This window comes from Peribacillus simplex, assembly GCF_001542915.1.
Lineage (GTDB): Bacteria > Bacillota > Bacilli > Bacillales > DSM-1321 > Peribacillus > Peribacillus simplex_B.
This window is the reverse complement of record NZ_LNNH01000003.1, coordinates 24,750-50,316: the sequence shown is the minus strand read 5'-3', so window position 1 is coordinate 50,316 and position 25,567 is coordinate 24,750. Positions and strand designations below refer to the sequence as shown.

The 25,567-nt window shown below is 42.2% G+C and carries 19 protein-coding genes; 16 read left to right on the top strand and 3 right to left on the bottom strand.

The annotated features are described in order from the left end of the window. Window positions 1–193 precede the first annotated feature (193 nt). Window positions 194–1,195 (top strand): LacI family DNA-binding transcriptional regulator, encoded by a 1,002-nt coding sequence (locus AS888_RS00600; protein WP_061140271.1) that lies wholly within the window; start codon window positions 194–196, stop codon window positions 1,193–1,195. Between the two features lie 145 nt (window positions 1,196–1,340). After that, window positions 1,341–2,582 carry an MFS transporter gene (locus AS888_RS00595; protein WP_061140270.1) on the top strand — a complete coding sequence of 414 codons (1,242 nt, stop codon included), beginning with the start codon at window positions 1,341–1,343 and terminating at the stop codon, window positions 2,580–2,582. Between the two features lie 123 nt (window positions 2,583–2,705). Here AS888_RS00595 and AS888_RS00590 read toward each other — a convergent pair whose 3' ends face one another. Beyond that, window positions 2,706–3,581: an AraC family transcriptional regulator gene (locus AS888_RS00590; RefSeq protein ID WP_061140269.1), complete on the bottom strand. Its 876-nt coding sequence runs from the start codon at window positions 3,579–3,581 to the stop codon at window positions 2,706–2,708. Window positions 3,582–3,743: 162 nt separating this feature from the next. On the opposite strand from AS888_RS00590, the gene AS888_RS00585 reads away from it, so the two are divergent. From AS888_RS00585 to AS888_RS00525, 12 genes are all read left to right on the top strand, one after another. Continuing rightward, window positions 3,744–5,249, top strand: coding sequence for a UxaA family hydrolase (locus tag AS888_RS00585; protein WP_061140268.1), 1,506 nt, complete (start codon window positions 3,744–3,746; stop codon window positions 5,247–5,249). Window positions 5,250–5,296: 47 nt separating this feature from the next. Beyond that, window positions 5,297–6,310, top strand: a complete 1,014-nt coding sequence (locus tag AS888_RS00580; protein WP_061140267.1) for a zinc-binding alcohol dehydrogenase family protein — start codon at window positions 5,297–5,299, stop codon at window positions 6,308–6,310. Between the two features lie 41 nt (window positions 6,311–6,351). After that, window positions 6,352–7,863 (top strand): tagaturonate reductase, encoded by a 1,512-nt coding sequence (locus tag AS888_RS00575; RefSeq protein WP_221408549.1) that lies wholly within the window; start codon window positions 6,352–6,354, stop codon window positions 7,861–7,863. Window positions 7,864–8,227: 364 nt separating this feature from the next. Further along, window positions 8,228–8,932, top strand: a complete 705-nt coding sequence (locus tag AS888_RS00570; RefSeq protein WP_061140265.1) for a TerC family protein — start codon at window positions 8,228–8,230, stop codon at window positions 8,930–8,932. 334 nt (window positions 8,933–9,266) lie between these two features. Next, window positions 9,267–10,037 carry a nucleotidyltransferase domain-containing protein gene (locus AS888_RS00565; protein WP_061140264.1) on the top strand — a complete coding sequence of 257 codons (771 nt, stop codon included), beginning with the start codon at window positions 9,267–9,269 and terminating at the stop codon, window positions 10,035–10,037. 450 nt (window positions 10,038–10,487) lie between these two features. Further along, a complete protein-coding gene (locus AS888_RS00555; RefSeq protein WP_061140262.1) occupies window positions 10,488–11,615 on the top strand; it encodes a histidine kinase N-terminal domain-containing protein in 1,128 nt (375 codons plus the stop codon). A gap of 689 nt (window positions 11,616–12,304) precedes the next feature. After that, window positions 12,305–13,714, top strand: coding sequence for an amino acid permease (locus AS888_RS00550; RefSeq protein ID WP_081092250.1), 1,410 nt, complete (start codon window positions 12,305–12,307; stop codon window positions 13,712–13,714). Between the two features lie 343 nt (window positions 13,715–14,057). Further along, entirely contained in the window at window positions 14,058–14,813 is a 756-nt protein-coding gene (locus AS888_RS00545; protein ID WP_260320065.1) for a hypothetical protein, read from the top strand. Between the two features lie 225 nt (window positions 14,814–15,038). Continuing rightward, entirely contained in the window at window positions 15,039–16,034 is a 996-nt protein-coding gene (locus AS888_RS00540; RefSeq protein WP_061140260.1) for a cation diffusion facilitator family transporter, read from the top strand. A gap of 216 nt (window positions 16,035–16,250) precedes the next feature. Next, a complete protein-coding gene (locus AS888_RS00535; protein WP_061140353.1) occupies window positions 16,251–16,991 on the top strand; it encodes a Cof-type HAD-IIB family hydrolase in 741 nt (246 codons plus the stop codon). 173 nt (window positions 16,992–17,164) lie between these two features. Continuing rightward, on the top strand, window positions 17,165–18,163 hold the full coding sequence (locus tag AS888_RS00530; protein WP_061140259.1) for an NAD(P)H-dependent flavin oxidoreductase: 999 nt from the start codon (window positions 17,165–17,167) through the stop codon (window positions 18,161–18,163). A 348-nt stretch (window positions 18,164–18,511) separates the two neighbouring features. After that, window positions 18,512–20,902, top strand: coding sequence for a YhgE/Pip domain-containing protein (locus tag AS888_RS00525; protein ID WP_061140258.1), 2,391 nt, complete (start codon window positions 18,512–18,514; stop codon window positions 20,900–20,902). 590 nt (window positions 20,903–21,492) lie between these two features. On the opposite strand, the gene AS888_RS00515 is transcribed toward AS888_RS00525, so the two are convergent. Together AS888_RS00515 and AS888_RS00510 are read right to left on the bottom strand one after the other, a co-directional pair. Then, window positions 21,493–22,092 (bottom strand): exonuclease domain-containing protein, encoded by a 600-nt coding sequence (locus tag AS888_RS00515; RefSeq protein WP_260320064.1) that lies wholly within the window; start codon window positions 22,090–22,092, stop codon window positions 21,493–21,495. Window positions 22,093–22,486: 394 nt separating this feature from the next. Beyond that, a complete protein-coding gene (locus tag AS888_RS00510; protein WP_061140255.1) occupies window positions 22,487–23,113 on the bottom strand; it encodes a CAP domain-containing protein in 627 nt (208 codons plus the stop codon). Window positions 23,114–23,444: 331 nt separating this feature from the next. Here AS888_RS00510 and AS888_RS00505 point away from each other — a divergent pair, with 331 nt between their 5' ends. Together AS888_RS00505 and AS888_RS00500 are read left to right on the top strand one after the other, a co-directional pair. Beyond that, entirely contained in the window at window positions 23,445–24,677 is a 1,233-nt protein-coding gene (locus AS888_RS00505) for an NAD(P)/FAD-dependent oxidoreductase (protein ID WP_061140254.1), read from the top strand. A gap of 64 nt (window positions 24,678–24,741) precedes the next feature. Continuing rightward, window positions 24,742–25,302 (top strand): GNAT family N-acetyltransferase, encoded by a 561-nt coding sequence (locus AS888_RS00500; protein WP_061140253.1) that lies wholly within the window; start codon window positions 24,742–24,744, stop codon window positions 25,300–25,302. The last annotated feature ends 265 nt before the right edge of the window (window positions 25,303–25,567 follow it).

Here is a 25,567-nt window from a genome sequence, read left to right as displayed (position 1 = left end):
ATGGCATTGATGGATTGGCATGAACTTGAAGGCGTCATTCGTTCAACGTATGGGGAAACCAGAGCTTATTTCACTGCATAAGAAGTTGATTGTAAACGATCACTTTCTATAATAGAATATTCATTATATCTGAGCAATTTTGTTTACAGGCTATTTAGCAGATAAATGAAATCACATGACAGGAATGAACGATATGAAACCCATTACAATTACTGATGTTGCCAATCACGCAAAAGTATCAAAAAGCACGGTTTCCCAATACTTGAACAAGAGATATGAGTATATGAGCGAGAAAACGAGGAAAAAGATCGAAGAAACGATCGAAGAGTTAAACTATCAGCCTAATATCCTTGCACGCAGTTTAAAGCAAAAATCCACTTTTACCGTAGGGGTGGTAGTGGCCAATATCCTTCACACGTTTTCTACGCAAGTGATTAGGGCGATAGAGAACTACTTCTACGATCATGGTTTCCATATCATCGTATGCAATGCAGATGACAATCCTGAAAAGGAAAAGAATTATATTGAAATGCTTAGAGCCAAACAAGTGGATGGGATCATCATTTTCCCGACAGGAGACAATCTCGATTTATATAAGCGCATGAAGAGTGACCAATTTCCGATTGTCTTCATGGATAGGACCATTGAAGAATTGAATATTGCAACGGTCATGCTGGATAATCATCTAGCGTCAAAGCTTGCGGTTGATAGGTTTATTGAAAAGGGCATTGAACATATCGCAATCATAACCACATCAATAATCCGTGATATCAGTCCAAGAATCGAGCGGATCCAGGGATACAAAGATGCACTCTCTTCACACGGAATACCATCCAATTCGGATTATATAAAAACCGTCAATATAGATGAAATTCCAGTTGCGCTTTCAGAATTTTTCGATTTGGAAAGGCGGCCTCAAGCGATACTGGCAGGGAATGATATCGTCCTGAATGAAGTGTTGCGATATATGAAAAAACACGAAATCAATATTCCCGGAGATATAGCCGTTATCGGTATCGATGATGTACCGTATGCCAGTTTTTATACACCGACAATCACGACGATTGATCAGCCAGCGATTGAAATGGCCAACTTGGCAGCCGAATTACTGCTCAGTCAAATCAATAAAGAAGAAAAAAAAGACACAAGCGTTCATCGCTTGAAGCCGACTTTGCTTATGAGGAATTCGTGCTAGAGCCAGCAGCTCGAATTCCCCCCAAAAAAGAAAGCGCTTTTTTATTGGAGTTCTAAACCGATTTAGTCTGTTTTAACTGGACTCCGGTTGGAAACGGTTTCAAATTTGCTGTATTAATTGTCGAAAACGTATTAGGGGGGTCATTATGTTTTCAAATGGTAGAGGAATGATCATTGTTTTTTTGTTCTTGGCAGGGGTGATAAATTATTTGGATCGTTCCGCACTGTCCATTGCAGCGCCGTTCATTCAAGATGATTTATCTTTAACAGCAACACAGATGGGGATTATCTTTAGTAGTTTTTCGGTTGGATATGCGATATTCAACTTCCTTGGAGGAATGGCCTCGGATAGGTGGGGGGCAAAGTTGACGCTTTTCGTGGCAATGATTGTTTGGTCCTTATTTAGCGGTGCGCTTGTACTTGCCGTGGGATTTGCCAGTATGATCATCATCCGCATCTTGTTTGGGATGGGCGAAGGACCGCTTTCGGCTACGATCAATAAAATGGTGAATAACTGGTTCCCGGCCAATAAGCGGGCATCCGTGATCGGATTGACGAACAGCGGCACTCCGCTTGGCGGTGCGATAGCAGGACCGATTGTTGGTTTTATAGCGATTTCCTATGGGTGGAGAGTGTCTTTCATCGCCATTATGATCATCGGCCTGATATGGGCGATTTGCTGGTGGAAATTTGCCAAGGAAAAACCAAATGACTCGATCGCTCAGGAAAATCCAGGGAACCAATATGTTGCAGCAACAACGGAGGGAAAACTGAAATTCACGTTTTACCTAAAACAAAAAACCGTTTTATTTACAGCACTCGCGTTTTTTTCGTATAACTATATTTTGTTCTTTTTTTTAACCTGGTTTCCAAGCTATTTGGTCAACGCTCGTGGTCTAAGCGTGGAAAACATGAGCATCATCACGGTGATTCCCTGGATTTTCGGGTTCATTGGTCTTGCTCTGGGTGGTTTCGTGTCGGATTTCTTCTATAAGAAGTTCGCACAAAAGGGTGTCTTATTCTCCAGAAAGTTAGTGCTTGTAACCTGTTTGTTCCTATCTGCCGTCTGTATTGGCTTGGCAGGGATTGTAACGACGACGTTGTCGGCCGTTACGCTGGTGGCACTATCTGTTTTCTTCTTATATTTAACAGGTGCCATTTACTGGGCAATCATTAATGACGTGGTGGATCCCGATAACGTAGGCTCTGTTGGCGGATTCATGCATTTCCTGGCCAATACAGCAGGAATCATTGGACCAACTTTAACGGGATACATTGTCGATACTTCAGGTACATACACGGTAGCCTTCTTGCTGGCAGGAGGATTAGCTGTTTTTGCCTCGCTTGCAGTCATTCGTTTTGTACGTCCAATCGTAAAACCAGCATAGTGGATTAATAGAATGGAAGTGTCTCCCAAATGATATTTGATGGGGGACACTTCCATTTTACGTGGCCGGATCATTCTTGGCGGAGACGGGCTTGCCTGCCTACCTGGGTAAAGGCTGGAATCCCTATCTCAGCCCATTCGATTTTCCTTTCCGAAATACTGCAGGTGTTTTATCATTGTATTTTTTAAAGGTTCGATAAAATTGAGGCATGCTTTCAAAGCCGCACATTTCCGCGATGGAGGAAACGGTCAGATCCGTTCCCGATAACAATTCTTTCGCTTTGATGATTCTTTTCATGTTCAAATATACCACCAACCCGATTCCCGTCGTTTCCTTAAAAACCCTGCTGAAATGGGAGGGGCTGACCGAGGCTTTGCCGGCCAGCGTAGAGAGGGTCAATGGTTCACTTAAATGGTCATGGATATGGATCAAGATCGCTTGGATCCATTCTGGACTATATGTATGTCCAATATAGGGGGCTTGTTCATCATCGGCAATTGCTCGATGTAAATCCAGCAGAATCTGATGAACAGTGAGAATGCAGGCATGCCTTGAGCCCAATGCGTCGCTGGTTGCTTCACGTTGAATGTTGAGCAGCTGCTCCTCCAATCTTGATTGTTCGATTTTTGACAAGGATATTTTATATTTCTTTCGCTTTTTCAGTAGGTCAAACAGATGTAAATATGAAAAAGAATCATCCATCATGTCTTTATATAGTAAGGCCGGACTGAAAAAGGTGATCGTCGAAGTAACCGGATCGCCCCTATCAGGCATTGCCCTATGAATGGTGTTGTTGGGAATCAGGAATACATCCCCTTGCTGCATATCATAAAACACATCACCAATGAAAAAGGTTCCTTTGCCGCTATAGACATAGACGATTTCATAAAAGTCATGCATATGATCTGACAACTCATTCTGCGGGCTTTTTGTATCTTGAAAGAGGAAAGCAAATGGGAATAATGCATCATGGCCAAGTACTTTTGTAGATTTGTTCATATTTCATTCAGCTCCTGAAAGTATCATACATCAAAAATAAGTATATTTATAGCAAAAACCGCCATTTTTATTTCAATTATTGATGTTAAACTAGAAAATGAAAGGGCTTTCTATAAGCGGGGGCATGGACGGTGATCACCGTTAAGAAAAGGAGAGGATAATATGGATAAAATCGTTCAATTGCATGCAGATGATAATGTGGTCGTCTCGTTGGCAGGAATTCGTAAAGGACAGGTTCTCGAGATTCAATCAAGAGATAAAGGACTGCTACAAATAAAGGCAGGTGAAGACATCGGAAAAGGCCATAAGATGTTAATTCGTCCGGTTCAGCCTGAAGATGACATCATTAAGTTCGGTTATTCAATCGGCAAAGCGAAAGAAAATATCGATGTTGGTGAGTGGGTTCACACTCATAATCTCCAATCCGGCCTCGAGGGGATATTGAATTATTCCTATCAGCCAAGCATCCCAACGATGGAAACGGAAAATCCGGTCCAAACGTTCCAAGGATATATCCGTGAAAATGGGGAAGCGGGTATCCGCAATGAGATTTGGATCATCAACACGGTCGGCTGCATTAATAAAACCTGTGAAGTGCTCGCGAAAATGGGAAATGAGCAGTATAAAGATCGTCCAATCGATGGGATCCACCACTTTCCCCATCCGTATGGTTGTTCGCAATTAGGGGACGATTTGTCTCATACGCAAAAACTCCTGGCAGCCTTGGCGCAGCATCCGAATGCAGCGGGTGTACTGATTGTAGGATTAGGCTGTGAAAACAACCAGATCGAAGCCTTCAAGCAAGTCATCGGTGATTACCCCCCAAATCGAATCAAGTTCTTAAAAGCCCAGGAGGTTAATGATGAATTGGAGATGGGCTTGCGCTTAATCGGGGAGCTAGTGGAATATGCGGAAGGATTTCATCGGGTGCCAGTTCCGGTTTCAAAGCTGAAAATAGGGCTGAAGTGCGGAGGTTCCGATGGTTTTTCGGGCATAACGGCCAATCCATTAGTCGGGGCAGTATCCGATCTGATTGTAGAAAACGGCGGTACAACGATTTTGACGGAAGTGCCTGAAATGTTTGGAGCGGAAACGATATTGATGAACAGGGCAAAGGATGAAGAAACATTTCAAAAAATCGTAAACCTAATCAATGATTTCAAACAATACTTCATGCGCCATGATCAGGAGATTTATGAAAATCCTTCACCCGGAAATAAAGAAGGTGGCATTAGTACACTGGAGGAAAAATCACTGGGCTGCACGCAAAAAGGCGGTCATGCTTCGGTTGTGGATGTCAGCGCATATGGTGAAAGAGTTGTGAAGCCAGGATTGAATTTGATTAATTCACCTGGTAATGATCTGGTATCGGTGACGGCATTGGCAGCAGCTGGCGCACATATCGTTTTATTCACGACCGGAAGAGGCACACCATTTGGCGGGCCCGTGCCGACGGTCAAAATAGCTACGAATACCGAGTTGGCAAACCGCAAAAAGCACTGGATCGATTACAATGCCGGCCAATTAATGGAAGGGCATAGTATGAATGAATTAAAAGAAGGGTTATTCCAATTCATTCTAGCGCTTTCATCAGGCAGAAAAGAAACCAATAATGAAAAATTCGGATATAGGGAGATCAGTATTTTTAAAGAAGGAGTCATCCTTTAAACGATGTGAATTTCAAGAAAGCAAATATAAAAAAGGAGTGCTGAATAATGAAAAGTATCGTGTGTGAAAAACCATATGCATTTAAGATGATAGAATCAGAAAAACCGGTTCCAAAGGAAGGGGAGGCTTTGATTCGGGTACGGCGCATAGGGATTTGCGGAACGGATATTCATGCGTTCGGGGGCAATCAGCCATTTTTCAGCTATCCGAGAATACTTGGCCATGAACTATCCGGCTTTATTGAAGACATATCGGAAAACCCGGAAGGACTGAAGGCCGGGGATCAAGTATCCATCATTCCCTACCTGGAATGTGGGAAATGTATCGCTTGCAGAGGGGGCAAAACGAATTGCTGCACGGATATGAAAGTGTTAGGTGTCCATGCAGAAGGCGGGATGAGTGAATGGATCACGGTTCCTTGCGATCATTTAGTGAGGACCGAGGGACTCACGCTTGATCAATCTGCCATGATCGAACCTCTAAGCATAGGGGCTCATGCGGTTAGACGGGCCGCCATACATGAAGGCGAAGTTGCATTGGTCATCGGTGCTGGTCCGATTGGCTTGGGAGTCATGGCGTTTGCTAAAGAAAAAGGTGCGAAAGTGATTGCAATGGATATGAATGATGAACGGCTGGCGTTCGCCCGGAAATGGGCCAAAGTGGATCATACGTTGAATGTTCTGGAGAATCCATTGGAGAAATTGGCTGAGATGACGAAAGGGGATATGCCAAGCGTGGTGTTCGACGCTACGGGGAACGCTAAATCGATGATGAATGCATTCAAGTACCCTGCCCACGGCGGAAGGTTAATTTATGTAGGTTTGGTGAAATCGGATATTTGCTTTAATGATCCTGAATTCCATAGCAAGGAGCTTACATTGATGGGAAGCAGAAATGCCACGCGGCAAGATTTTGATGAAGTGGTGAATACTCTGAGAAATAAGCGGTTGGATTTAAGTATGTATATTACACATCGTGCAGAGCTGGACGAAATGATCGATCAATTTGAAGGGTGGCTACAACCGGAAGCTAAAGTGATCAAGGCCATTGTCGAAATATAAGCATGCATATACCGTAAGAAAGGAGTTTTGTGGCCATGCACATGAATGAAGGAAACTTGAAGCGATTAAATCGAAATACCCAGGCTGTCCAATCTGCACAAATGTTGCATTATCCGATAAAAGTTTTGCAGATTGGGGAGGGGAATTTCCTTCGCGGCTTCTTCGATTGGATGATAGCCGAAAGCAATAAACAAGGTCATTTCAAGGGAAGTATAGCGGTTACACAACCTCGTCCTACAGGAAAAAGGAAAATCGAAGAATTGAAGCAGCAGGACGGACTTTATACATTAATGATGCGTGGTTTCCATCAAGGTGAAGTGGTGGAATATACAGAGATCATTTCCGTATTTTCAAAAGTTATAAATCCCTATGAAGAGTGGTGGGGGTTTTTGGAAATGGCCGAAATTCCTACATTGGAATTCGTAGTATCCAACACGACAGAGGCAGGGCTTAAATATCAGCCAACTCCTTTTGTTGAAGGGGAGCCGATCGAAGCCTTTCCGGGAAGGCTTACCGCCTTTTTATATCGGCGTTATCTTCATTTTCAGGGAGATTCGGAAAAAGGACTCATCATGCTTCCTTGTGAGCTTTTGGAGAGGAACGGCGATTCATTGAAGCAGTGTGTGCTAAAGCATTGTGCGGAATGGGAGTTGCCAAAGTCATTCATTGAATGGCTAGAACAGGACAACCTCTTCCTTAACTCGCTTGTTGACCGAATCGTAACAGGTTTCCCGGTTAAAGAGTCGCATGAGTTATTTTCTTCTTTGGGATATGAGGATACATTGCTAACTACTGCCGAAGCTTATCATTTATGGGTCATTGAAGGTGATCAGGCCCTCGATAAGCGCCTTCCGTTGCAGCAATCAGGCTTGAATGTACGATGGGTGAAGGATTTGACACCCTATCAGCTAAGGAAGGTCCGGATATTAAATGGGTTACATACATTAATGGCACCTCTTGGGATTTTGTTTGGCCTGAAAGAAGTGAAACAAGCCACCGAACATCCGGATTTCCATCAATTTCTATATCAGGCTATCGAAAAAGAAATCATTCCTTCCTTGCCATATGGCAAGGATGAACTGCTCGAATACGGGGAAAGCGTTTTGGAGCGATTTGCCAATCCATTTGTTCAGCATTTCCTTTCCGATATCTCTTTGAATAGCATTTCAAAGTTTAAGGTCCGCCTCCTACCTACGCTGGAAGACTATCATGAAAGAAATGGGAAGCTGCCTGCCTCCATTGTAAGAGGTTTTGCGGGTCTGCTCCGCTTTTATAAAGGAGAAACAGTAAATGGGAAGTATATTGGCAAAAGCTTTGGCGGTAAGGAATATATCATTCAAGACGATTTACAGGTTATTGGATTCTTCCAAGATCTATGGAGGCTTCACGATAAGAAAGAAGTCCCAACCTGGCAATTCATCGAGGCCATCTTGCATAATCAGCAATTATGGGGAAAGGATTTGAACACAATACCGCGCCTTGCAGAGAAATTAACCAATCACTTGACAGAGATGATTGATGGAGATATTGGTCCAGCTAAATTAAACTTTTAAGATAGGCCTGCAGTGATGAACTTTTTTGTAAAATCTTCATATATGAAGGAATAGCCAATATTTTGCAAAAAAAACAGGTCTATCATTCCTTATTTTTTTTCTTTCATTTATTCGTAATTTTGGTATACTGAACTAGTGATATTTTTTTATGGTATTTTCCTAAGAGGCCTATACCATAAGTGAAGCGGAATTACATAGCTCTTCATTCCCGTGAAGGGGAGTAGCGTCAGGGATAACCTGAAATAAAGTCGTCATTACGTGGAATCCCACCGGCTTTATTGGCCTAATTCATTTAGTGCTCAGCGAGACCTTTGCCATTTATGGCAGAGGTCTCTTTATTTTTGTATTAAAGGAGGAAGATGTGTTGGATTTTTTAACAGGTGAATTCATTTCAGGACTTTTAGCAATCATTATGATAGATTTGGTTCTTGCTGGTGATAATGCAATCCTAATCGGGCTTGCTGCCAGAAAGCTTCCGAAAGATCAGCAAAAAAAGGTGATCATTTGGGGAGCTGTCGGGGCGATTGTGATCAGGATCATTGCAACGCTGCTTGTTGTCGTTATCTTGGAGGTTCCAGGATTACATTTAATTGGAGGATTACTTCTCGTATGGATCGCTTATAAGCTCCTTATCGATGAAGAAGAACCAGATTTGAAGCCGGCAGATTCAATGTGGGCTGCGATTAAAACGATCATCATTGCCGATGCCTTGATGGGACTGGATAATGTCCTGGCTGTGGCAGGTGCTTCACATGGTAACTTCACGTTAGTGGTAATCGGCTTGCTAGTTTCGATTCCAGTCGTTATGTATGGAAGCACATTGATCTTAAAACTGATCGAGCGTTTCCCATTCATCATCATTATCGGGGCAGGGATTCTTGGCTGGACAGCTTCCAAGATGATCGTTGCTGAACCATTCATGCAAGACTACTTTGCCAATCCCTTCATGAAATATGGATTTGAAGCCCTAGTGGTGATCGGCATTTTAGTAGCCGGAACCTCAAGGCAGCAAAAAATAGAAAAAGAAAAAGCAAGCAGGGAAAAAATGCAAATCGAACGCAATGGATAAAGAGAGAAACAAAGAGACCCTTCGCATTTGAAAGGTCTCTTTGTTTATATATGGAAGCTTACTAGCCGTAAAATGATATAATTGCAATGGAGTCTGATCCATGAAAGCAACATCTCTTCAATCACAAATGACATCTGGAAAGTGGCCATAGGACGAAAACAAGCGGATGTAAGGCGAACCGCTTTATGGATGTGCACCGCTGAACTCGTATGGGGCAGCTTTCGATCGGTTTAGGAAAGCATGTTCAGAGAGTAAGGGAGATTTATAAAAGCTAAAGGCGGAGGCGAAGGTTAAACTTCCAAGCTTCGTGATAAATCGAGAAGGGGGAAGTGTCATGAAAGAAAAAATAATAGAAGAATTAAAGGGTATTGAAGCAGCCAATGATGTCAAAATCCTGTACGCATGTGAATCGGGGAGCCGGGCATGGGAATTTCCATCGAAAGATAGTGATTACGATGTTAGGTTCATTTATATACATAAACAAGATTGGTATTTGTCCATTGATAAAAAGCGAGATGTCATTGAGCTGCCAATCAATGATGAATTGGATATCAATGGTTGGGAACTTACGAAAGCCCTGCGGTTATTCAGAAAATCCAACCCCCCGCTTCACGAATGGTTGAACTCGGGAATCGTATATCATCAAGCTTATTCGATTGCCGGCAAGCTGAAGGAAATGAGTGACAAGGTGTATGTACCAGCCGCAGCATTGTATCATTATTTGAACATGGCCAAGGGCAATTATAGAAATCATTTACAAAATGAACAGGTGAAAATCAAAAAATATTTTTATGTGCTTCGTCCAGTCATGGCATGCCTTTGGATCGAAAAATATAACACCATCCCCCCGATGCCGTTTCGGGCATTACTCGAAGGTATCATTCCAGGGGGACCACTAAAAATGGAAATCCAAACTTTGCTCACGAGGAAAATAAATGGCGAAGAGTTGGACCTTGAACCTAGAATTGTAGTCATTCATGACTTTTTAGAAAAGGAAATGGCGCATTTGACGAATTATGCTAAAACATTAGATATGAAACCTGAAGACCCGACAGAGTATTTAGACCAACTATTTAGGGACGCTTTGGATGAGGTTTGGAAATAACGGGACACGATACATAATCCTGAAAGACTAAGTTAATGGAAACGCCGGGAACTTTGAACTCCAGCAAATTCACTTTGGAAGATATTTGAATCTTCTGTTATAATTATATTGTCTACAGGTCCGTTTACGCACCATTGATCGATTGCTTGGAAAAGGAAGCACCCGGGATAATTCCACAAGTGAAAGGTAACATGAGGGAAAGGCAAGACCTGCCCCTTTCTCAATCCAATCCCGTCAACATTGGAAAGTTGCGATATACGGCAAAGTGTAGTCCTGCCCCCCTTAAAGCTCCATTTCTTGTTTTTACCATGCTTCCTTTCGTGGAAAGAGAGGGGTTCACCATGTTGATAAAAACATTAAATATTGAAGTGCAGGAAATCAAAATCTCATATAGAATGGTGTTATTGATGCATTGTCTAAAATTCCGCAAGGGGATGTGGTGGTCATAGTATGGAGTTGTCGTCTGAAAATAATCAGTATAAAAAAGTATTGATTCAATACTTGGAAGAAAATCAAACCTTATTTTTAAATGAATGGAACGAGACAATTAAGATTGATGAAATAGATCCGTATAAAGAAAAAATCAAAGAGAATGGCTATGGCATGTATGCCCTGGTCATCCAAACGTTCAAGGGCGACTTATCTGATGACATGCTGACAAAATTGGCCCATCAAGTTGCAAAAGAGCGCCTTGAAGCAAATATTAACATTGGGGATTTTCTCTATAATATTAATTTAGGGAGAAATATCATCATAAGAAATATTTTCGGGGCCAATATTCCACTTTCTCATTTGCAGGAATTCATTAATGCGATTAATGTACACTTTGATACTTTCAGTTATCATGCCGTAACGGAATATACGAATCTTACGAATGAGTTGATTGAGGAGAAAAAGTCTTATATCAGCGAGAATCATAAAGATAAATTAGCGGTACTTGGGCAAATATCATCTAGCTTTGTGCATGAGTTCAGAAACCCGCTTACAGCCATTATGGGGTTCAATAAATTGCTGAAGCGAGAGAATCCAGAATTGAAATATTTGGATATCATCGATTATGAATTAAATCAGTTGAATTTCAGGATAACCCAATTCCTTCATACTTCCAAATCTGATTTTAACGAGGAGCAAATAGAGGACATTTCCGTGTTGAATTTAATTGAAGAAATACAGGAACTGACATATGCCAATATTGTGGATGCGAGCGTTAATGTTGAAATAGACATTTTTCCGAATTTCTTCATAACAGCGAGCAAGGACGGTTTGAAACAAGTGTTTTTAAATCTCTTTATAAATTCCATTGATGCATTGAAGGACAAAGAACATCCTAGAATTTTGAAGATACACTCTTCAATAGAAGAAAATGAACAAATCATTCGCATTTCCAATAATGGGCCTGTCATTGCCAGTGAACTGATTGAAACCATTTTCGAGCCGTTTGTCACCACAAAAGAGTTAGGAACGGGAATCGGTCTATACGTATGTAAAAAAATCATCGAAAGCAATGATGGGTATATGAATTGTGAGTCCAATGAAGCTTTAACCACCTTCAGCATCCACTTCCCATATGATGGATAGTGCACTTATCTTGGCCTGATACATAAAACATACATATTGAAATTTTTTTTTCCTGTACTTAAATAGTGAGCTTTAGAATATAAAATGTAAAATAGGTTCAGTTTAACCATTTGGAAGATGCCGGTATCCAAGCAGTGAGTCGAGGCATCTTCTTTTGTTTTATCATGAAAACATCAATCTGAATTTTACAAAACAGATATCCAGTTTTTGATTCAGAAAAGAATCGGAAAATCCATAATGAATCAAAAAAATCTTTTTTCAATTCATTATTGTATCGATTTTTCCTATCAAAGGCGTGAAATCTAGCTATGTGGACGATCCTTTTTTGGCATGGATATTGCTCTAAAATATAATAGCTTTACTAATTCAAGTAGAGGAGGCTGAAGCACACGATATAGACTTCGTTTTTTGTGATCATTCCACTAAAGTACAAGGCTTTGCCTATCATTGGACTACCCAGGCGTATCACTGCAGATCAAGGATTAAGAAAAAAGAGTAAACGTACAAAGCTGTCCATAGTTTTTCTCGTCATTATGAATGTACATATAAGTTTTACCAATCGATCTTCTAGAAGCGGAGAAACAAGGATTGAATCTCTTGTATCCACGTAAGAATGAAAGATTTCGGCTAGTGTATCCATGGCACGGAAAAGGCATTATCGCAAAATGGAAATCTGACAGGTTTAAAGGATGGTGACAATAGTGGCTTTGCAATCGAATGAATTGAAGCATGGTCTCAAGACCAGACATGTGACCATGATCTCCATCGGCGGGGTTATCGGGGCAGGCTTATTTATCGGAAGCGGCACGATCATTGTTTCCGCAGGACCAGGCGCTATTTTTTCTTATATCATTGCAGGTCTGATGATCGTACTTATCATGCGCATGCTAGGTGAAATGGCTGTGGTGAATCCTGATAGCGGTTCCTTTTCAACCTATGCACATCAGGCGTTTGGTCCTTGGGCCGGATATACGATTGGCTGGCTGTACTGGTTCAACTGGGTCATCATCATTGCCATTGAAACGACTTTATTGGGTACGATGGTAAACGATTGGTATCCTTCCATCCCCATGTGGGCAGCTAGTTTATCTTTCCCCATTTTGATGACCATCACGAATATCTATTCGGTCAAAGCCTACGGGGAATTTGAATACTGGTTAGCCTTTATGAAAGTTACGGCCATCGTTATCTTTTTATTTCTCGGTGCTGCCATGATATTTGGATTTGTGCCAGCATTCGAATCACCTGGCCTTTCCAACATTTCAAACGAAGGGGGATTTTTCCCTAATGGCTTTCTTCCCGTACTCCTGAGTGTCATCTTCATTACTTTCTCGTTATCAGGCAGTGAAGTTGCGGCCATTGCAGCAGGAGAATCGGAAAACCCTGAAAAAAATATCATTAGGGCCATTAACGCGGTTGTATGGCGTCTGCTCCTTTTCTTTGTCGGGTCAGTTACTGTATTGGTCATCTTGATCCCGCAAGGAGCAAATGAGTTATTGAAAACCCCCTATGCCAGCGTATTCGATATGGCAGGACTTCCTGCCGCGGGTCAAGTCATGAATTTCGTAATCTTCATCTCGTTGCTATCCGTTTTGAATTCTGGACTATATACAAGCTCTCGTATGCTGTATTCCTTATCAAAAAAAGGAGATGCACCAAAAATCCTTTCACGCGTCAATAAGCGGGGAATCCCGATCTGGGCTTTAATGGCCAGTGTGTTCTTTGCCTATGTGTGCACAACATTTAAATTTGTCTCCCCTGATAAATTATTTGCATTTCTCGCAAATAGCTCGGGTGGAGTTACCATGATCATGTATATCTTCATCGCTTTTTCTCATTTGTACCTAAGGAAAAAGACCGAAAAAGAAAATCCAGGAACACTCAAAGTGAAAATGTGGCTATTCCCTTACTTAACCTACGCCACGATTGCCGCCTTATTCATCATTTTTGCCGCACAAGCGTTCATCGATTCCATGCGGTTGCAATTCTTTCTGACGACCCTTCTCACGGTTCTCGTTATCGGATCATACTTTCTGTTTTATCATAAAAGAGCCGCCATCATTCCTGAACCACGAGAACAACTGAAAAAAATTCAATAGACCACGGCAATGGTAGAGTGAATATTCGATAAAAAGGGTTGTTCCTTAAGGGGCAGCCCTTTTTGATATCCGGCTTTTTTATGAGTGTGGGTCTCTTCCTAGACCGCATTTCCCCAGGGGCCCCGCAACCGTTTTATCGTTATTACCATGACCCATTCATTCCGCTCTGCGTGAAAACCCACCGTGTACGTAGACCGTTGCTTACCACTACGGTGCTCGCCCTTCCAAAGGCAGTTGGGGAGCCTCTTCGTCATTCTCGTTGAACTTATGATCATGATTCATTTGCATCTTTGAGATCCTTTGCTAGAATATAAACATATATATAAAATTAGGAGTGGTGACTGTGGCTGAAACTCCAGCTGAAGAATTGATTCATTATATTGTCCCGAAAGGCGAATTTATCACTTTTGTTGATGATGAAGATTATATTTCCAAAGGGTTGGAATGGAAATTGTTCACTGCCCGATCGGTAAAAAGGGAACTGGTATATAAAAGCGGCAGCTATCAAGGAAAGGTAAAATTGGCAGGGTACGAACAATATGGGAACGGACTTGATACGGTTGTCGTTGAATTTGAAAATGGAAAGCTCAGCTGTATCCATCCTTCCTACTTAAAGGAAATGCAAAGTTCCAATTTCGGAAAAGAGTTGTTGAGCGGTCCTGTTACCGACATGACGGCCATTTCAAGTGAAAATGAAAAGGGGACAGAGGCTCCCATATCGCAACCTTCCGATCCATTAAGTGAGGAACCAAAAAAGGCAAAAACGAAAAGCAAAAAGGCGACAGCGAAACCAAAATTGGATTTACCAGCTGAAAAAGTGCATTTTAATGCAACAGTCAAGGAATTCACGGCGAAAATGAACCATTTTACTGGTGAGGAAGATGAAGTTATCCTGCTGTCGAATGTCAAAGTTACGACGGAACCAGAGCTGTCGATCGGCGACGCTTGGTGCGGGTATAGCAAGACATTGAAAAAAGCTGAGCTATCGATCGGCGACGAAATTGAATTTGATGGTAAAGTGGTCGATAAGAAATACGATAAAGAAATCCGATATAAAGTCAATAATCCATCAAAGCTAGTGAAACGGGTGGAAGCCTGAACCATATATGACCTGATAGGCGGTAGGCAAAGTGCTTACTGCCAGTTTTTGTGCCGCAATAATCAATTAAGGGTGTCCGAGCCTTCCAGCTTGTCCCGAAATATAGAAGGTAACCAATTGGATAGAAAGCAACGTCGTTTTTCCCTATTGTGGTTTCATCTAATCGAGTGTTGGGGATAATACATTATGATAAAGGATTAATAAAAAAAACTGGGGGGACTCTTATTGAAGGAATTGTTTCAATTATTAAAGCAAGGCAATAAATCGGCATTCACTGCTGCCTGCGTGAATAGCATCATTGCCGTCTTAAAGGGAATAGCTTATTTCATGACTGGAAATGTCGCTATGTTTGCGGAAACATTACATACGTTGGGCGATGCCGCAAACCAGTTTTTCGTATTCATCGGTTCTGCATTAAGTAAAAAATCACCAACAGAACGATTTCCGGATGGATTCGGCCGTCTGGTCAATCTCGTCCTTTTAGGTGCAGTGCTTGTTGTCGGAATCATGTCCTATGAAACGATCAAAGAGGGCTTTCACCACATTTTGCATCCTGTACATTCTACTGGAATCATCATTAACTTGTCCGTTTTAACCTTGGCTGTCGTGCTGGAATCATATGTATTATTTAAAGCGATGAAGGAAGTCGTGCATGAGACTGGTATCGAAGCAACAGGCACAGCGATCATCTTTAAAAGTTTTGCTGGTTTGAAGCGGGCAAAACCAGCGACGAAACTTGTTTTCATGGAAGATATGGTAGCTACCGGCGGTGGACTTCTTGCGATTCTTGCCATTTTGTTAGCGAACTTCACCCCCTTCATTCAAGCGGAAGGTGTCGCTTCTGTCATGATTGGCCTTGGTATGTTCTACGTGGTTGGCCGGGTTTTCCTTGATAATGCAGCAGGCGCTCTTGGAGAAGCAGATATAGAAATGCGGCAAAAAATCGGAAGCATGGTCATGAGTGATCCGGATGTAAGGGATATCCAGAAACTTGCGGTACTAAAAGAAGGCGAAGACTTTCACGTTGAATTGGAAGTGGAGCTTGATCCCCATATTTCGATTGCCGAAGCGGATGACATTAAAGATCGACTGTTTGATGAAATATTCAAGGAACGGGGAGTAACGGATGTCATTATCGAATTCGATGAAAATGACGGAGTTCCTAAATGGGAGGGACAAATCAAACAAGAATTGGATGAAATGGAAAAAGAGAAGGAATAGATATGTCCGTATATCTTGTTTCTTCGTCAATTTGGATTGGCGGAGGTCATGGTCATTCTTGACCTCGCTTTCAAAATGATGACGTAGAAGTAGGATAAGCAAAATCTTGCTGGAAGAAACCTGTTCAATCAATCACGTTCTTTCCTTGTAATCACAAAATAAGCTATCATGGTATGAGGTACATAGAGAAGGTTTTACGAAAGGGTGAAGAAAATGATGAAACCAGATATTAAGCTGGTCGCGTTAGACATGGATGGAACACTCCTGAATCGAGCCGGGGAGATTTCCGAAGAAAATCGGAAAGCGATCAAAGAAGCAGAAGAGCAAGGCGTGTTTGTTGTATTGAGCACAGGAAGGTCTTATGCGACATGCAGTGATTTTGCAAAGTCAATGGCACTCAGATCTTATCTCATTACGGTAAATGGAAGCGAGATTTATGATAATCAAGGAAAACTGGTCGAAAGAAATATCGTGGATACAGAGTCCGTTCAATGGATGTGGGAATTAAGCCAAAAGCATGGCACGCATTTTTGGGCCATTAGCTGCGATAATGTGTACAGAGCTGAAATGCCTGAAAAAATCACCGATTCCGAATGGCTTAAATTCGGATTTGATACAGAAGATGAAGCAACCCGCAAAATCATCATGGATGAATTGGTATCAAGAGGCAATCTGGAAATCAGCAATTCAAGTCCCACGAATATTGAAGTCAATGCCAGGGGCGTAAATAAAGCGAAAGCGATAACGCTCGTTTGTTCATTGCTTAATATCACGATGGATCAGGTAATGGCAGTCGGAGACAGCCTTAATGATCTAGCGATGATTTCCGAGGCGAAAATGGGAGTCGCGATGGGAAATGCACAAGCTAAAGTGAAGGAAAAAGCGGATTGGGTCACAGCGACGAATGAAGAAGATGGTGTAGCAAAGGCCATTCGTAAATGGGTCCTTACCAATTAAATCGAAACCGTATATGGAGCATTTTCCATATACGGTTTTTTAATTGAAATCTTTTTCTTTCCATCAGAATAGAAGTCAGCGTAATTAATTTCTTGAAAATTCCGCATTTTAGAAGTATGATAATCTTGTTAAGTTATATTTTGGTAATATATTAATAGCGGGAGGTTTCGTAGATGAGTAGAACTTTGCCTGAACAGTGGTGGAATCAATTATCTCTGCCAGTCATCTCTGCACCCATGTTCTTGATATCGGGTCCTGAGTTAGTGAAAGAATGTTGTTTGAATGGTGTGATTGGTTCTTTTCCAGCGCCAAATGCCCGCCCGATAGAGATGCTTGACCAATGGATGGGCGAAATAAGCGATACATTGAAGGCGGCAAAGGATAAAGATCCGAACAGCAAGATTGCACCATGGGCAATGAACATGGTTGTCCATCGTACATATAGCCGTCTGGAAGAAGAATTGGAACTAGTCAAAAAACATCAACCTCCCATCATCATTACATCATTGGGGTCCCCTAAACATGTGGTGGACGTCGTACATAGCTATGGCGGATTAGTCTTTTCGGATGTCAGCAGTGTGGAGTTTGCCAAAAAAGCTGCCGATTCCGGTGTCGATGGATTGATCTTGGTAGCTGCTGGAGCTGGGGGCCATGCGGGTGAAATCAATAGCTTTGCGTTTGTGGACAGCGTCAGGACATTCTGGGACGGCATCATATTGCTCGCTGGTTCGATAAGTACGGGTCACAGCATCTTGGCTGCTCAAGCCGCAGGAGCGGATCTTGCATATATGGGAACGCGTTTTATCGTAGCGAAGGAGAGCAGGGCGAATGATGAGTATCGTGAAATGCTTGTCGATTCGGATCATGATGATATCATCTTGACTGATGCTTTTTCAGGCGTGAATTGCAATATGCTGAAGCCAAGCATCAAAAAGGCAGGCATGGACCCCGAGCAATTAGCCAAAAAAGAAAAGGTGGATTTCGACAGCATGTCCAAAACTTCCGAATCAAAAGCGTGGCGTGACATTTGGTCAGCCGGACATGGCGTTGGAGCGATAAAAAAAATCGATACAGCTGCAGACATCATAAAGCAACTGGAAAAAGAGTATCGGGATTCATTGGATAAATTGACTAGGCAGGCGGAAAAGTTAACGGGCATCACTTCCAAATGATATGAAAGCGCTTCATTTAGTTATTTGGAAATAATTTTTATAGAAGAAGGCAAGGGCATCCGATATTCCGGATGCCTTTTTTTGGAAATATGTTTCGAGGTGCGCCGCCCATTGTTGATGTTGAGCTGTAAAGGAATAGGGATTTAAGTAGCAAAAGTTAGAATGGGGAAAATGAAAAAATATTGATAAAAGGCAGGATAAATGTTATATTCAATCCTATGAATGACCAAATGAACAATACGGTCAGTTATTATCATTTTTTTGGAAAAGAATGAACGTAACGATAAATTTTAGATGCAATCCAACATACAAACGGCAATATTGCCGTAAAGGGAGGACTTGGTAAGTGTGTCCAAATCTTTAAAGGGTGAATTTTCAGCAATCATCAAGCATCCCATGATACTCATTTCCATTATCGGGATCATATTGATTCCTTTACTATACAGTGGAACATTCCTTTGGGCGTTTTGGGATCCATATGGCAAGGTGGACCAATTGCCGGTTGCTATCGTCAATATGGATGAGGGAGCCGAGTTCAATGATACGGAACTCACAATCGGAAAAGACCTTGTGAAGGAGTTAAACGATAAAAATGACTTTGATTGGCACTTCGTCACTCAAAAAGAAGCAAATGAAGGTCTTGAAAACCAAGATTATTACATGAAAATAGAGATACCGAAAAACTTTTCCAAAAATGCAACGACTTTGCAAGAGGATAATCCGGAGAAACTCGATTTAATTTACACCTCTAACGAGGGGTTTAACTATATATCTACGAAAATCGGAGATGCAGCTACTGAAAGAATCAAAGGGGAAGTATCGTCAGCTGTTACGAAGACGTACGCGGAATCCATGTTTGACAATTTGAACGAAGTTGCTGACGGATTAAAAAGTGCCAGTGATGGTGCCGGGAAGTTAAAAGATGGAACGGATACCGTTAAAAACGGATCAACTGAACTTGGTGAAGGTATTAACTCTGCTAAAGAAGGCTCCAAAAAAGTGGAAGACGGAATTGATTCGGTTCATTCCGGTTCAGTTGAAATTCATGAAAATCTCGAAAAATTGGCCGAAAAATCTTTGACCTTTTCCAATGGAATTGGTTCGGCAGCAGCAGGGTCAAAAGAACTGAATCAAGGATTGCAACAGTTTAGCTCTGGTGTCGGTCAAATGAAAGACGGACAATCCCGGCTTTTGGAGGGTGCCAAAAAATCCGAAGCAGGAACCGGTGAATTGGCCAACGGCTTGCAGCAGTCATTAGCTGGTTTCAATCAGATCGAAGAAAAGCTGCCAGCTTTGACTGAGGGAGCAAATGGTGTCGCTGCCGGTGCTAGTCAGCTTTCAGGCTCCTTATCCGAATGGAGTGCAGCTACAGGTGATGCGAGAGCTGGGGCAGCTGAAGTTACAGCCGGTTTGGAAGAAGTTATTTCCGGTATGAAACAACAATCCGAAAGCACGGAAGATCCCGCCGAGAAAGCACGGCTGGATGGAGTGATTGCCTCGCTCTCCCGTATCAGCGAAGGAAGTAAAGGAGTTTCCGAAGGGGTTGGAAAGCTTTCGGCGAGCGCATCCGAAATTGCCAAGGGAGGCAACAATTTAAACGACGGAGCAGCTCAATTAGGTGAAGGGGCAAGTGCGCTGAACGGTGGTTTTAATCAATTGAAGCAAGCTCAAGATAAACTTGCCGGCGGGGCGAATGAGCTAAAAGACGGTCAAGGTCAATTGGTAGCCGGATTGACAACATTTGGCGAAAGTATCAATGCCGCACAAAACGGCCTTGGACAGTTAACCGATGGCAGCAACAACCTGGTTAACGGGCTTGATCAGCTTGAAGATGGCTCCAAGCAGTTATCGAGCGGCACCTCTCAGCTTTCCGAAGGTTCCAAAAGTTTGATTACCGGAACGGATAGGCTGAAAGAAGGCTCATCGAGCTTGACAAATGGAATGGGGGATTTGGCGAACGGAGCGATTAAGCTGCAAGATGGCATCGCCAAACTATCTGATGGATCGGAAGAATTGCATGATGAATTGAAGGATGGCGCAGATGAAGCTGGCAAAATAAAATCAAATGATGATGTATATGATATGTTTGCAAGTCCAGTTAAAGTGGATAAATTGCCGATCCATAACGTCCCAAACTATGGCACAAGCTTTGCACCGTATCTCATTTCCTTGAGTTTATTCATCGGGGCGATCGTCCTGACGATCATTTTCAAGCTAAGGGAGCCTGCCGTTAAGCCTGCAAATGGATTCAGTTGGTTCATCAGTAAGTATAGCGTCATGGCCCTTATAGGAATCTGTCAAGCCATATTGGTCGATTCGATTCTGATTCTAGGACTGGGAATCGAGGTTACGAGCTTACCGCTATTTTTCGCAGTAAGTATCCTTGCTAGCTGTACATTCATGGCGATCATTCAGTTCCTTGGTTCGGCATTGGATAATCCTGGGAGGTTTATCGCGTTGTTGATCTTGATTCTTCAATTGACAAGCAGCGGGGGGACCTTCCCGAATGAATTGGTTCCAGGATTCCTGCAAGGTTTCACACCTTTCCTACCGATGACGTATTCGATCAATGCATTTAGGGCAGTCATTTCAACAGGCGATTATAGCTTCATGTGGCATAATCTAAGCATCCTGGCAATATTCCTTGTAGTCGCGTTAGTCTTATCTCTTCTTTACTTCATTTATCGGTTCAGGAAATTGCACGCAACGGATGAAAACAAGGAAGAGACAATCGAATAACAAAAAACGGCCCCAGGATGGGGTACAGCATACTGTAGATGAACTCCGTTAATAAGGGAGTTCATCTACAGTTTTTTTTGTTTTAAAACTTGTACTTGAACTGTTTCATTGCACTGCAGGCGCTCGCTTTCCGCGGGCGGTCGGGGAGCCGCCTCGGCGCTTGCGCCAGCGGTGTCTCTCCTAGACCGCATTTCCCGCAGGAGTCTCGCCGCCTTCCGTTCCATTCCACTCTGGGTGAAAACGAAAGATTCGTTTAGATTGCCCACCGTGTTGGAGGATTTGTACATGAACTGTTTCATTGAGCCTGCGGAGTCTTCCCCTGGACCGTATTTCCCAGTATCGACCCTTACTTCCCATCCACATGCCCTTGGGAATATTGGAGATTGAAACACGAGAAATAAAATCATGCTTGTGAATACAGGGGGAAAAAGGCTGTTCCTCTGATCCTGTGTAAAGCTGAACGAACAATGGAAAATGCGGCGTCCGGGATGGGACGCCGCATTTTGTCAGTACCAATCTGCCCAGATGTCTGTGAACCTTTGTATGTAAGTTCTTGCTGACTTCATCAAGTGTGTGTAACGGATTAAACACTATACCCGTGATTTTAGGGAAGCAGGTGTGTATTTCTTCATCGGATTTTTAGCAATCACGTCTTTCAAATAGGGTTGACCGGCAGGGCCATGTTTTCTCAAAAGCTCCATTAGGTAGGTAATGTCATCCAAAGCTCGATGGGTTTGAAAATTGGTAATTCTATGTGCCTGGAGTAAGGTTAGCAGTTTACTATTATCGAAGCCGTATTGCTTCCAAGGCACATTTCGCATTGTGCAAAACCATTTTTGATCATTGACTTCAGGGTACAGTTGGTAAAGGAAACTTCTATCGAATGAAGCATTATGTGCGAAAATATCATCGGCACGAGCGATGAAGGACTTAATTTTTTCATCGTGAAAGCTTTTTCCTTCAACTGAGCTGAAAGGGATGCCATGGATCCGGAATGCTTGATCATAATTCATTCGGGCTTGAAGGCCAATTGGTTCCCTTAAAAAGGATTCTTGATCAATGTGGTTAATGATTTCCCCGGTTTCGCTATTATAGGTAAACAATATAAGGGCAAGCTCAATCATTTCATCGGAAGAGGGACGCAAGCCAGTTGTTTCAACGTCGAGCACTAAACCTAATCTATTAGACAATTTCTTTTCCTCCAATTGCATTTCTTGAATCTATTATATCGGACATGTATTAACTTTTGAAAGTATGGGGCATTAAAAATAATGGGGGCTGCCTGAACCGGACATTACGTATCCATTTATAATTACCCATTGTTTAATGGTTTCTACATAATTATGAATAGGTCCATTTCTGGTCGTGAAGAAATATGGCAGGTCGTCTTTAAGTCTATCTGCAAAAAGTGCCAGATCATCAAACTTCGGAGAAGCTTAATCTAACTTTACATAATTTTCATTTGACCAGTAACATTTATTCGGAAAGATAAGAAGGTATTTATGCAGCATTTAAATGAACGTGGGCAGGGAGCAGTTATTCAAGCAATCAAAAGAAGCGGCCATTTGCCGCTTCTTTGGGAGGTTATTTACCTATGAATTGTTGTGTCCAGTAGTGGCTGTATTTTCCTCCTGTCACATGCCCGATTCCGATATGGGTATAGTTTTTATTTAGAATATTGGCCTTATGTCCGGGACTGTTCATCCAAGATTTCATTACTGATTCGGCACTTGGCTGACCGGCTGCAATATTTTCACCTGCGTACTTGTAGTCTATGCCGAACGATTTCATCATTTCGAAAGGCGAGCCGTATGTAGGGCTTGTATGATTGAAATAATCATGATCCCGCATATCTTCGGATTTCAAGGTTGCGGTATGGGAAAGGGAGGTATCCATTTCAACGTTCGAAAGTCCGGCTTTGGAACGTTCTTCATTCACTAAACGAAGAATCTGCTGTTCTACCGTTTGTTCTTTTTCTTGCTTTGCAGTTTGCTGGACACTGGGAAGAGAGATCGTTTGACCCACTAGAATGCGATTCGAATCGGAAATGGCTGGGTTCGATTTAAGAAGATTGGTAAGGCTCACTTCATATTCAGCGGCGATTTTTGATAAAGTATCTCCCTGTACGACTTCATGAGTATTGGCGCCTAAAGCTGCCGTCGGAGAAAGTAAGGAGAGGGAGAGTGCCGTCAAAAGAATCGTTTTCTTCATTTTGTTTCCTCCTAGGATAATATCTGGATTGAAAATCTAGTATCCTACAAAACTTCTTCTCTGTAAAATGGGGCCATTCTTTTTCTATTGAGGAATGGGAGAAAGGTAACATGTAAAATAGGGGCCATATAACCCGAAAGGAACATGATGAATGTTGTTCATGGGGCTTTTTTTTTAGAAAAGGAGATTAATTCCATGTAGAAAAAGAATCATTTTTATGTTTGCCAGCCACATCATTCAGGGTAAATAAGAAGCATATGAAAAACGGGAAGTAGCTATATGGAACTAAGACGATCATGATTGAAATAACTGTTGCAAAGGTGGAAATCATATGGATTTGAAGGCAGGAAAAGTATTTTGGAAGGATACATTTAAAGGAAGGGAATATCCAGTCTTGGAAGAAGATATCTCATGTGATGTATGTATCGTGGGAAGCGGTTCATCGGGGGCGCACTGTGCCCATTTTTTAGCGGAGACGGGTCTGAATGTGGTCTTGATCGATAAGCGTGATATAAGTGAAGGAAGTACGATTGCAAATACCGGACTTCTACAGTATTCAAATGATAAAACATTGACCTCGCTCATCCATAGCTTTGGTGAAGAAGCTGGTACGCGTCATGTTCAGCTTTGTTTGGATGCGATCCGAACGCTTGAGAAAAAGGTTGTACCTACTCTAGAAGAAAATCCGAATTTTAAAATCAGGAAAAGCCTGTATTACGCATCAAGCCCGGACGATGTTTCACTGCTGAAAGAAGAATACGAAAATCTGAAATCACGTAATTTCCCTGTGGAATATTATACGGAAAAAGAGATTGGGGAGAAGTTTTCGTTTTCAAAATCTGCTGCGCTCGTTACGGGTAATGATGCGGAAATCAACCCTTATAAACATGCCCACTTTTTGATTGAAAATGCTTTTAACAAAGGCGTGCGTGTCTTTTCCCATACAAAAATCAACGGAAAGGTTTTAAAGGAAGATCAAACCATGTTATTTACCGAAAGAGGACATACGATCCGTGCACAAAAGGTCATCTTCGCTACAGGGTATGAAGCCCAAGAAGAGGTAAGGGATAAAAATGCAGTGATTCTAAGTTCGTATGCCATCGCCACCAATCCAATTGCCGACCATGCAAAATGGCATGATGATATGATGATTTGGGAAACGGCAAGACCTTATTTATATGCGAGAAAAACGGCTGACAATCGAATCATCATCGGTGGACTGGACGAGTCAACTGGATTTATCGAGAAACGCAATTCCATGATCATAAACAAAAGAGATGAATTATTGAAAGAACTCGTCAACTTATTTCCTGAATTACGTAATGAAATCAAGGCTGATTATGCTTGGGGTGCTTTTTTTGGTGAGACCCATGATGGCTTGCCGACAATCGGGCTGTATCCAGATCACCCGAATTGCTATTTCTTATTGGGGTACGGCGGAAATGGGACGGTATACAGTGTCATCCTTTCGCAAATCATCAGGGATTTGATTACGAAAGGAGCACATCCAGACTCGGATTTATACCTTAAGGAAAGGAATGCACCGAAAAGGATCTCCCATTAAAACAGGAATTTCCCCCGCATGAGTAGAATTAAGTAGACAGCTGAAATTACGGAGGGATCCTTCGATGTGGTTTAGGGAATTGGAAACGAAAAGGCTGAGATTAATCGAAATTGGTCACCAGCATAAGGAAAGCCTGTTTGACATCCTCTCAAGAGATGAGGTGACCAGGAATGGCGGGATAGAAAACTTGACTCACGTTGAAGATGCCCGCCGCCTGATCGATGCATTCAAAAGTGCCTTCATCAACAAACGGGGAATTCGCTGGGGAGTGGTCTTGAAGGATTCGGGCACATTCATCGGCACCGTCGGAATCAATCAATTGAGCCTGACCAATAAGCGCGCCGAAATAGGATATGAAATCCATCCTGATTACTGGAGGAACCATTATACGTCCGAAGCTGTCAATGAAGTATTGCGCTACTCATTCGAAGAACTGAAACTGGTCCGGATCGCCGCTTTAACCTTCAAAGATAATCATGCTTCGGCAAACCTCTTGAAGAAGTTTGGTTTTAAAGAGGAAGGCAGCCTGCGAAGCTATGTATTTCTTCATCGCCAATCACACGATGCGGTGGTATTTTCCCTGTTATGCAGTGAATATCGGCACTTATATCAACAAATGGTTTAAGAATTTTATCATAAATATGAAGGATCGGCTGACCACTAGGGCCAGCTTTTTTATGTTGAGTCATTATCGCAGCCCGGTAGAGCTACATCTCCTTCTTGGAAAGCTGCAAACGAAATAAAAAAATTAGCAGCAGGAGAAGCTTTGCAAAGAATGAGACGGAGAGATCGGACCGGAATTTACAACCAACCATTATCTACGCCCATCATTCCAAGGGTGAATTGGCTAATGGGGGCTCATTAATGGGATATCAACTGTTTGAAACGAA